The 9,344-nt window shown below is 62.1% G+C and carries 12 protein-coding genes; 2 read left to right on the forward strand and 10 right to left on the reverse strand.

Translation table 11 applies throughout. The features are described from left to right. Positions 1-637, forward strand: a 637-nt coding sequence (locus AYR66_RS24675) for a flagellar basal body rod C-terminal domain-containing protein (protein ID WP_272938378.1), incomplete at its 5' end; no start/stop codon positions are given. Positions 638-660: 23 nt separating this feature from the next. Beyond that, the gene (gene flgL, locus AYR66_RS24680) at positions 661-1,875 is read left to right on the forward strand and encodes a flagellar hook-associated protein FlgL (protein WP_088710199.1); all 1,215 of its coding nucleotides are present in this window, start codon (positions 661-663) and stop codon (positions 1,873-1,875) included. 57 nt (positions 1,876-1,932) lie between these two features. Here the strand turns inward: flgL and fliR are convergent, their stop codons facing one another. From fliR to fliI, 10 genes are all read right to left on the reverse strand, one after another. Continuing rightward, on the reverse strand, positions 1,933-2,715 hold the full coding sequence (gene fliR / locus AYR66_RS24685) for a flagellar biosynthetic protein FliR (RefSeq protein ID WP_088710200.1): 783 nt from the start codon (positions 2,713-2,715) through the stop codon (positions 1,933-1,935). A 55-nt stretch (positions 2,716-2,770) separates the two neighbouring features. After that, the gene (gene fliQ, locus AYR66_RS24690) at positions 2,771-3,040 is read right to left on the reverse strand and encodes a flagellar biosynthesis protein FliQ (RefSeq protein ID WP_088710201.1); all 270 of its coding nucleotides are present in this window, start codon (positions 3,038-3,040) and stop codon (positions 2,771-2,773) included. A 9-nt stretch (positions 3,041-3,049) separates the two neighbouring features. Beyond that, positions 3,050-3,718 carry a flagellar type III secretion system pore protein FliP gene (gene fliP / locus AYR66_RS24695; RefSeq protein ID WP_420093140.1) on the reverse strand — a complete coding sequence of 223 codons (669 nt, stop codon included), beginning with the start codon at positions 3,716-3,718 and terminating at the stop codon, positions 3,050-3,052. A gap of 97 nt (positions 3,719-3,815) precedes the next feature. Continuing rightward, complete coding sequence (gene fliO / locus AYR66_RS24700) at positions 3,816-4,217, reverse strand: flagellar biosynthetic protein FliO (RefSeq protein ID WP_337367507.1); 402 nt, start codon at positions 4,215-4,217, stop codon at positions 3,816-3,818. A 23-nt stretch (positions 4,218-4,240) separates the two neighbouring features. Continuing rightward, positions 4,241-4,660, reverse strand: a complete 420-nt coding sequence (gene fliN, locus AYR66_RS24705) for a flagellar motor switch protein FliN (protein ID WP_088710203.1) — start codon at positions 4,658-4,660, stop codon at positions 4,241-4,243. Further along, complete coding sequence (fliM, locus tag AYR66_RS24710; protein ID WP_088710204.1) at positions 4,653-5,654, reverse strand: flagellar motor switch protein FliM; 1,002 nt, start codon at positions 5,652-5,654, stop codon at positions 4,653-4,655. Before fliM ends, fliN begins: the two co-directional genes overlap by 8 nt. A gap of 7 nt (positions 5,655-5,661) precedes the next feature. Continuing rightward, positions 5,662-6,186: a flagellar basal body-associated protein FliL gene (gene fliL, locus AYR66_RS24715; RefSeq protein WP_088710205.1), complete on the reverse strand. Its 525-nt coding sequence runs from the start codon at positions 6,184-6,186 to the stop codon at positions 5,662-5,664. A 174-nt stretch (positions 6,187-6,360) separates the two neighbouring features. Continuing rightward, positions 6,361-7,599 (reverse strand): flagellar hook-length control protein FliK, encoded by a 1,239-nt coding sequence (locus AYR66_RS24720; RefSeq protein WP_088710206.1) that lies wholly within the window; start codon positions 7,597-7,599, stop codon positions 6,361-6,363. 10 nt (positions 7,600-7,609) lie between these two features. Further along, entirely contained in the window at positions 7,610-8,050 is a 441-nt protein-coding gene (fliJ, locus tag AYR66_RS24725) for a flagellar export protein FliJ (protein WP_088710207.1), read from the reverse strand. A 29-nt stretch (positions 8,051-8,079) separates the two neighbouring features. Further along, complete coding sequence (gene fliI / locus AYR66_RS24730; RefSeq protein ID WP_088710208.1) at positions 8,080-9,342, reverse strand: flagellar protein export ATPase FliI; 1,263 nt, start codon at positions 9,340-9,342, stop codon at positions 8,080-8,082. Positions 9,343-9,344: the final 2 nt, after the last annotated feature.

Below are 9,344 nucleotides of genomic sequence, written 5' to 3' on the forward strand. Positions count from 1 at the left end.
GGTAAGGACCGCAGTGGTGACCACCAACACGGGAACGGGCAAGATCAGCGCGGGCAGCGTCAGCACCGGTTTCGTCCCCGCGACGGTCACCCCGAGTGTCACGCTCAATTACAACGCGGCCACAAACGAACTGACCGGTTTCCCTGCCGCACTGCCGGTGAACGTCACGAGCGGCGGCGTTACCACAACTTTCGCTGCAGGTACCCCGGTCACCTACACGGCGGGTGCCACCATCAGCTTCGGCAATGTCAGCTTCTCGATCAGCGGCACGCCGGCCAACAACGACCAGTTCACGATCGGCCGCAATACCACCGGTGTGGGCGACAACCGCAATGCATTGCTGCTGGGCGCGCTGCAGACGTCGAATACGCTGGGCAACGGCAGCATTACGTTCCAGGGCGCTTACGGGCAAATGGTCAGCCAGATCGGCAACAAGACCCATGAGCTGGAAGTGTCGAGCAAGGCCGAAACCAAGATGCTGGAGCAGGCGATGCAGGCGCAGCAGGCGGAATCCGGCGTCAATCTCGACGAGGAGGCCGCCAACCTCATGCGCTACCAGCAGGCATACCAGGCCGCCGCCAAGGTCATGCAGACGGCAGGCCAGCTGTTCGACCTGCTGCTTACCCTCGGCGGCTAGTAAGGATTCAGGAGCGATAGAACATGGGCATCCGCATCAGCACCAATACCATTTTTGATCGTGGCGTCGCGCGTATGGGCGAGCTGCAGAGCGATCTCGCGCGAACCCAGCAGCAGGTGTCCACCGGCCGCCGCATCACGTCGCCATCGGATGACCCGGTGGCTGCAGCGCGAGCGCTGGATGTCACGCAGTCGAAGGAAATCAACGAGAAGTTCGCGATCAACCGCCGCAATGCCCAGGAAGGCCTGGTGGCGTCCGAAGGCGCCTTGCAGAATGTGACGACGCTGCTCCAGGACGTCAAGACGTTGGTGGTCAGCGCCGGCAATGGTGCGCTCGACGACACGCAGCGTGGATATATTTCGACGGAACTGAAAGGCCGGCTTGAAGAGCTCATTGGCCTGGCCAACAGCCGCGACGGCGCCGGCGCCTACATTTTTGCAGGCTATCAGTCGGCGACCCAGCCGTTCACCGCATCGGCGACGGGCGCCACCTATGCAGGCGACCAGGGGCAAAGGCAAATGCAGGTTGCCACCAGCCGCCAGATCGAAGTCGGCAAGCACGGCTACGAGATGTTCGAGAGGATCGCCAGCAAGGGCGTGTTTACCGGTTCCAGCATCAGTACCGGTACGGGGACGATTTCGTCGGCGGTCGTTGCCGATGCGCGGCTGGTGAAGGGGCATGGCTACGACATTGAATTCACGGTGGGCGGCACGACGACCTACGAAATTTTCGACGTCACCAACGATCCCGGGAAGACCACGCCGATTGCGACCGGCAACTACACAAGCGGCAGCACGATCAATGTCGACGGCCTGGATTTCAGCATCAGCGGAGCGCCCGCCAACGGCGATATCTTCACGATCCGCCCGGACGGCAACCAGAGCGTCTTCACCACGCTCAAGAACCTGATCACGGCGCTGGATACGCCGGTCACGACGCCCCTTGAAAAGGCCAAGCTCACGTACGATCTCGACCTCGCCAACGTCAATGTCGACAAGTCGCTCGACCACGTGCTGACCGCGCGCGCGGCGATCGGATCGAGCCTCAAGGAAATCGATTCGCTCGACAGCATGGGCGACGACCTGAATTTGCAGTATGCGTCCGCGCTCTCCGATCTGCAGGACCTCGATTACGTATCGGCCATCAGCAGCCTCACCAAGCAGCAGACCGTGCTGCAGGCGGCGCAACAATCCTTCGTCAAGGTCTCGGGCCTCTCGCTGTTCAATTTCCTCCAGTAACAGGTAGGTATCCGAAGAAAAAATCGCGCTTTCGGGCGCGATTTTTTTTGCTCCGCTTTATCTCACAGGCTGTAGCGAAAACTGGCGCACGACATTGAGGCCTTCAATGAACAGGCGTTCGAGGGGCGTAGAAAGATACGGCAGTACAAGGGCGAGGACGAGAAAGCCCGCCCCCAGGGTGATGGGGAAGCCGATGCCGAACAGGTTCAGCTGCGGTGCTGCGCGGGTCAGTATGCCCAGCGCAATATTGGTGATGAGCAGGGCGGCGATGATCGGAAGGGCCAATTGTGCGCCTGCACTGAAAATCAATCCTCCCCAGTTGGCGAGGTCGCGGAAGCCCTTCATGTCACCCGCTGCCGAAATCGGCATCGACACGAAGCTGTCGGCAAGCGTCGCGAGCAGGACCAGGTGAATGTTCAGCGCCAGGAAGATCATGAGCGCCAACAGTGACAGGAACTGGCTGATGGCGGAGGAGCGCCCCCGCGTCTGCGGATCGAAGAAAGTGGCGAAGCCGAATCCCATCGTCAGGCCGGCGACTTCGCCCGCCATTTCCACCGCAGCGAACACGATGCGCATGGAAAAACCCATCGCAAGCCCGATCACGAGTTGCTGTGCAAGGATCAGGGCGCCGGCCAGCGACATCGGATCGGACGCGGGCACCTCCGGCACTGTCGGCGCAATCACGAGCGCCAGCATGACGCCGAGCGCGGCCTTGACGCGGACTGGAATGCTGAGGTTGCCGAAGAGAGGCGCCGTTGCAATCAGGCCGAGAATGCGTGTCAGCGGCCATACGAAACCGGCGATCAGTGCATACAGCTCTGTATTCGAAAAGGAAATCATTGTCGACACGCCAACGCAGCTGTCCTCCGGGCCGGCCGGAGGTCTTGCAGTGCGCTTATCCCACCATGCCGGGGATGCCCGAGAACATCTGGCGCATGTAGTCGACCATGATGGTCAGCATCCATGGCCCGGCGATAATCATTGCGGCAAATATGCCTATCAGCTTGGGGATGAATGACAGGGTCATTTCATTGATCTGCGTCGCGGCCTGGAAGATGCTGACCACCAGGCCGACCACCAGGGCTACCAGCAGCATGGGGGCGGAAACCATGAGGGTCACTTCGATTGCCTGGCGGCCGATCGTCATTACGCTTTCTGGAGTCATGGCAAATCCTTAATAAAAACTTTGTGCAAGGGAGCCGATCAGCAGTTGCCAGCCGTCGACCAGCACAAACAGCATCAGTTTGAACGGAAGGGACACGATCGCCGGCGACATCATCATCATGCCCATCGACATCAGGATACTGGCGACCACCATGTCGATGATGAGGAAGGGGATGAAGATCGCAAAGCTGATCTGGAACGCAGTCTTCAGCTCGCTGGTGATGAATGCCGGAACGAGCACGCGCAGCGGCACATCTTCCGGCCCGTTCAGTTGCGGCGAATTGGACAGCTTCACATACAGCGCAAGATCGGACTGCCGCGTCTGCTTCATCATGAACGTTTTCAACGGGCCGGTGCCGCGCTCCAGCGCCTGCGACATGTTGATCTTGTTTTCCGACAGCGGCTGGTAGGCGTCGGTGTAGATCTTGTCGAATACCGGCCCCATCACGAACAGCGTGAGGAACAAGGCCAGGCCGATCAGCACCTGGTTGGGCGGCGCCGTCTGGGTGCCCAGCGCCTGCCGCAGCAGGGACAGGACGATGATGATGCGCGTGAAGCTGGTCATCATCAGCAACACCGCCGGCAGCACCGACAGTGCCGTCAGGAGGATCAGCGTCTGCAGGCTGAGCGAATAGGTCTGGCTGCCCCCTGGGCCGGGCGTGCTGGTGACGGCGGGCATACCGGTTTGTGCCGCTGCAAGCAGGGGCAGGCCGGCGATTGCCAGGGGAAGGATGAAACCGATTAGTCTTGCTGGGGATTGCGCGAGGCGCGGGAATTTAATTGCCATTGCGCTTGTCGATAGTTTGCTTGAGCCACGCCGCGAAGTTCTTCGTATCGTCGCCACCAACGGAAGCAGCCTGGATTTCCTGGCGCGGCATGGTCGACAACGCAGTGACACGTCCCGGCGCAACGCCCACGACGATCCATTGGTCGGCGACTTCGACCACCATCACGCGTTCGCGGTTGCCGACGCTGACGCCGCCCACGACCTTCGCGACGCTGCTGCCGCCTGCACCAGCCATGCCCATGCGCTTGAGCACCCATGCAGCGCCGGCCATCAGGGCAAGCACTACGGCCAGGCCGAGCACGACCTGCAGCATGCTGCCCGTCGAGGTCGCTGGTGCCGCCGTAGCTGCCTGCTCGGCCGCCAGTGCCGGTACGGCGGTCAGAAGGGTCATGAATGGAAGGAAAGCCTGGCGCATCATTTGTTCAGTTTGCGAATGCGTTCGGACGGCGTGATGATATCGGTGAGGCGGATACCGAACTTGTCGTTCACCACCACCACCTCGCCCTGGGCGATCAGGCAGCCGTTGACGAGCACGTCCATCGGCTCACCGGCCAGGCCGTCGAGTTCCACCACCGAACCCTGCGCCAGTTGCAGCAGGTTCTTGATTGCGATCTTTGTGCGCCCCAGTTCCACCGTCAGCTGGACGGGAATGTCGAGGATGAAGTCGATGTCGTTGTGCGTGCCGGTCTTGATTCCGGCGCCGGAAAAGTCCTGGAACATTGCCGGGCTGGCAGGCTTGGACGCGGCGGCTGCGGCTTCGGCCTGGCTCTGTTCGGCCAGGGCCGCGCCCCAATCGTCGTCGGCCAGGCTTTGGCCATCATTTTCGTCAGCCATGTTCATCTCCTTGCATGAGTTCGTTTGAGCTGTGCGTCAACAGTTTTTCCACGCGCAGCGCGTACTGGCCGTTGAATTTGCCGTAAGTGCATTCCATCACGGGGACACCGTCGACCTTCGCCTGCACCGTCTCCGGGATGGCGATCGGGATGACGTCGCCCGCTTTCATGTTGAGGACCTCGCCGAGTGTCATGCGGGCGGTGCCGAGGTCGGCCACCAGCTGCACTTCGGCGGTCTGGATCTGCTGCGTCATCAGGCGCACCCAGCGCTTGTCCATTTCGAGCGTTTCGCCCTGCAGGCTGCTGGTGAGGATGTCGCGGATCGGCTCGATCATCGAGTAGGGTGTGCAGAAGTGCATTTCGCCGCTGACCGGGCCGAGTTCGATCGTGAACGTCGTTGCCACCACGACCTCATTGGGGGTCGCGATGTTGGCGAACTGGGTATTCATTTCCGAGCGCACATACTCGAATTCGACCGGGTACACCGGCTCCCACGACTTGGCGTAGGTTTCGAACACGATACCGAGGATGCGCTGGATGATGCGTTGTTCGGTCTGCGTGAAGTCGCGGCCTTCCACACGGGTGTGGAAGCGGCCGTCGCCGCCGAACAGATTGTCCACCAGCAGGAACACCAGGTTGGGGTCGAAGACCATCAGCGCGGTGCCGCGCAGGGGCTTCATGTGCACCAGGTTCAGGTTGGTCGGCACCACCAGGTTGCGGATGAATTCGCTGTACTTGTGCACGCGTACCGGACCGATCGATACTTCCGCACTGCGGTGCAGGAAGTTGAACAGGCCGATGCGCAGCAGGCGGGCGAAGCGTTCATTGATGATTTCCAGCGTCGGCATCCGGCCACGGACGATGCGCTCCTGCGTGGCCAGGTTATACGGACGTACCCCGGAGTCGTCTTCCTGGGCGACATTGTCGTCCTGGTCGCCGGTGACGCCCTTGAGCAGGGCATCAACTTCTTCCTGGGAAAGGAAATTATCAGCCATGGTATTGCTACTGGATGACGAATGAGGTGAAGAACACGCCGGTCACGCCTTGCGGCGAGCTCTTCGGCGTGAACGGCTGCTTGATCAAGGCAACGATTTCTTCCTGCAGCTTGTTCTTGCCTTCCGGCGTCGAGATTTCGGATGCCTTCTTGCTCGACAGGAGCATCAGTACGCGGCTGCGCACCAGCGGCATGTAGAGCTTGATCTGCTCGACTTGCTTCTCGTCGGCGACCTGCAGGGTGAACTGCACCTGCAGGTATTGGTCTCCGGCTTCCGGCTGCAGGTTGACCGTAAACGGATCCATCGCGATGAATACCGGCGGCTTGGCCGGCTCGTGCTTGGCCGGAGCTTCGTGCTCGCCGGACTTGTCACCCATGAAAAACCATGCGCCGCCGCCACCGGCTGCGACGAGCAGCGCAGCGCCAACAATCATGAAGAGCTTTTTCTTCGATTTCGGGGGCGCGCTCGCACCCCCGCCGGCGGATTCGTCGATGGGGACGACTTTCGGGTTTCCTTTCGGAGCTGTTGCCATCTTGTTCCTCTATCCTGCATTCCAGCCGGCCGGCGTCATGTGCGCGGGCGGCTGTCGTTCTTCGTGCGGTACGTGATTATCAATTCCTTGTAACGGCAGGATGTGTCGAAAAGAGAGGGTAAGTCAACGCATTTCCATGCATACGGTCCAAAGAAACCGCGCTTGCCGCCCGTTTTACACGAAGGTGTCGACCAGCCCGGTTCCCGATGAGGCAGGCTGGACGCGGCTGATCTGCACCTGTCCTTCGCCGCGTCCGTTCTCGCGGCCATCGAACGGGCCATGGTTTCTGGCTGCCTGCGCTGCCTGCTGGTCGAAGCTGCCTTGCTGGTTCGGTGCGCCGCTGCTGACATTTGCCTGTCCGAGCTGGATACCTGCTTCGCCGAGCATGTCGCGCAACTTGGGCAGCGCCGCTTCAAGCGCCTGGCGCACTTCAGGCTGCGCGGCGATGAAGGTGGCGTTCGCTTGCGAATTCGATACGTTCAGCACCACTTGCAGCGGGCCGAGGTCAGGCGGGTTGAGCGTCAGCGATGCGCTTTGCTGTTCGCCGGCGACCATCCAGACGACTTTCTGGCCGAGCGCCTGGTCCCATGCGGGCGTGCCGACGCGCGGAGTCAGCTTTTCGGTTGCGTTGGCAGCCTGGTGTTGCACAGCTTGCAATGCAGCCTGCGGCGGCAATTGAACGGTTGCCGAAACGGTATTGAGCGAATCGTTCATGGCCGTGGCGAAATCACGGCCCTTGGTCTCAGCCTGCTGCTGGACCGGCTGTGCGTTCAGATCCTCTACCTTGGCGTTCCGCACGGTGGCTGCCGGAACGTCTTTCGCGCTCAGCTTTTCCGCAGTTCTGAGCTGCGCGGCTGCGCCCTCGGATTTTGGCTGCAGGCCGGCGGTGATGACGGGGGCATCGGTTTGCAGCGTGCTCTGGGGGCTGGCGCTCGACGGGGTTGCAGCCTCGGCCGGCTTCAGATCGGTTTGCGGAACGGCTGTCGGAACGACGGCGGCGGCGACCACGGCCTGCGCGTCGGGAGCGGGTTCCGAAGGTATGGCGGTCTGTGCTTCGGCCGCCGGCGCCGCCGGAGTCTGCAATTCGTTGATGTTGGCGACTAGTGCAAGCATGTCCGACGGCAGTGCGGGAGTGCTGTCCGCGGCCTCGTCTTCCGGCGCTGCCTTGTCGGCACGCTTGCTGTCCTTCGCGGACTGGGCATCCTGTGCCTTGGCCGGCGCCTTTGCCGGCTCGCGCGCCTGCGCAGGGCCAGTCGCTTCCTTGTTCTTCGGCGCGTCGGACGAGCCGTTGCGCTGGGAGACTTCGCGCGACAGGACTTTGCCGAAAGGTTCGGGGGCAGGGCTGGAGTCGGCCTGTTTGGCCGGTGCCGGCGCAATCAGGTTTGCGGTGTTGGTTACCTGGGAGGTTTGCATGCTCACTGTCCTACCGTTTGTAGTTTGACTGCCGGGTCGCGAATTCGTCCATGAGCTTCTGGTCGAGCTTGTTCGCCTTGTGCTCTGCTGCCTTCTGCATGCGCGTGGCCAGCGTGTCGTAGGACATGCGCTTGCGCTCGCACGATTGCCACTCGCTGCGTTCGTCGACGATGCGGCGCTTGGCGTCGTCGACAATCTTTTGCTGGCCGTCGATCGCCATGTCCAGCTTCTCGAGGAAAAGCTGGAAATTGCGATATCCCGCTGCAGTGACGCCGCCGGCAAGGCTGGTCTGGAAGCGCGCCTCGTATTCGTCGCGGTACTGCAGCAGCATTGCCAGCTTCTGTTCAGTGTCCTCGCACGCACGGATAGCAAGGCCCAGCCGTTTGGCGGCCTCGTCGGTCTGGCTTGTTGCCAGTTCGATAAGTGTGTCGAGCGCAGAGTTCATTGCCATGATTCATTATAGTTCTGCGCCGGAGGGGGCTATCCGCCGAAAAGCGTGGCAAGTTGCCCCAAGCTCTCCTGAATGCCTGACCGCTCGTGGATGCCCTGCTGGAGGAAGGATTCGATCCTCGGATTCAGGGCGATCGCCTCGTCCAGCACCGGGTCGGAGCCGGGGCTGTAGGCGCCGACACTGATGAGGTCGCGGTTGCGCAGGTAGCGCGAATAGAGCTGCTTCAGCCGCCGGGTCAGCTTCTGGTGGTCTTCGCTCGTGATGTTGTGCATGGCCCGGCTGATCGACTGTTCGACGTCGATAGCGGGATAGTGGCCGGCTTCCGCCAGGCTGCGGTTCAGCACGATGTGGCCGTCGAGGATCGCGCGCGCCGAATCGGCGATCGGATCCTGCTGGTCGTCGCCTTCGGTCAGCACGGTGTAGAACGCGGTAATCGATCCGCCGCCGTCGCGGCCATTGCCGGCACGTTCGACCAGTGTTGGCAATTTGGCAAATACCGAGGGCGGATAGCCTTTGGTGGCCGGGGGCTCGCCGATAGCCAAAGCGATTTCGCGCTGCGCCATTGCATAACGTGTCAACGAATCCATGATGAGCAGGACGCTCTTGCCCTGGTCGCGGAAATATTCGGCGATGGTGTGGGTATAGGCGGCGCCCTGCAGGCGCATCAGCGGCGGCGTGTCGGCGGGCGCGGCGACCACGACCGAGCGGGCAAGGCCCTCGTTGCCGAGGATCTGCTCGATGAATTCCTTTACTTCGCGGCCCCGTTCGCCGATCAGCCCGACCACGATCACGTCCGCGCCGGTATAGCGCGCCATCATGCCAAGCAGGACGCTCTTGCCGACGCCCGAGCCCGCAAACAGGCCCATGCGCTGGCCGCGGCCGACGGTCAGCATGCTGTTGATCGCACGGACGCCGACATCGAGTACATCAGTGATCGGCGCGCGCATCAGCGGATTGGCAGCGCGCACGCTTAGCGGCGCTGCATGCGAGGAGTGCAGCGGCCCGAGGCTGTCGAGAGGGCGGCCGGCGGCGTCCAGCACTCGGCCAAGCAACTCGTCGCCCACCGGAAGGTGGCGGCCGCGGTCGCTCGGACGGCGGCGCGGATGGTTGACGGTGCCGGGGCGGGGCAGGCTTTGCACGACTTCCACCGGATAGACGCGGGTGCCGGGAACGACGCCTTCAACGTCGCTCTGCGGCATCAGGAACAGCTTGTCGTTTTCGAACCCGACGACTTCTGCTTCGATCTTCGCGCCGCTCGGCAGCGGAACGGTGCAGGCACTGCCGACCGCCAGTT

This window comes from Noviherbaspirillum denitrificans (genome assembly GCF_002211445.1).
Classification (GTDB): Bacteria; Pseudomonadota; Gammaproteobacteria; order Burkholderiales; family Burkholderiaceae_D; genus Noviherbaspirillum; species Noviherbaspirillum denitrificans.

What these genes read in the sequence shown, in the direction of transcription:
- flgL (WP_088710199.1), top strand. Translation starts at nt 661, where the DNA reads ATGGGCATCCGCATCAGCACCAATACCATTTTTGATCGTGGCGTCGCG.
- AYR66_RS24720 (WP_088710206.1), bottom strand. Translation starts at nt 7,599, where the DNA reads ATGCAAACCTCCCAGGTAACCAACACCGCAAACCTGATTGCGCCGGCA.
- fliR (WP_088710200.1), bottom strand. Translation starts at nt 2,715, where the DNA reads ATGATTTCCTTTTCGAATACAGAGCTGTATGCACTGATCGCCGGTTTC.
- fliQ (WP_088710201.1), bottom strand. Translation starts at nt 3,040, where the DNA reads ATGACTCCAGAAAGCGTAATGACGATCGGCCGCCAGGCAATCGAAGTG.
- fliN (WP_088710203.1), bottom strand. Translation starts at nt 4,660, where the DNA reads ATGGCTGACGAAAATGATGGCCAAAGCCTGGCCGACGACGATTGGGGC.
- fliM (WP_088710204.1), bottom strand. Translation starts at nt 5,654, where the DNA reads ATGGCTGATAATTTCCTTTCCCAGGAAGAAGTTGATGCCCTGCTCAAG.
- fliL (WP_088710205.1), bottom strand. Translation starts at nt 6,186, where the DNA reads ATGGCAACAGCTCCGAAAGGAAACCCGAAAGTCGTCCCCATCGACGAA.
- fliP (WP_420093140.1), bottom strand. Translation starts at nt 3,718, where the DNA reads ATGCCCGCCGTCACCAGCACGCCCGGCCCAGGGGGCAGCCAGACCTAT.
- fliO (WP_337367507.1), bottom strand. Translation starts at nt 4,217, where the DNA reads ATGACCCTTCTGACCGCCGTACCGGCACTGGCGGCCGAGCAGGCAGCT.
- fliJ (WP_088710207.1), bottom strand. Translation starts at nt 8,050, where the DNA reads ATGGCAATGAACTCTGCGCTCGACACACTTATCGAACTGGCAACAAGC.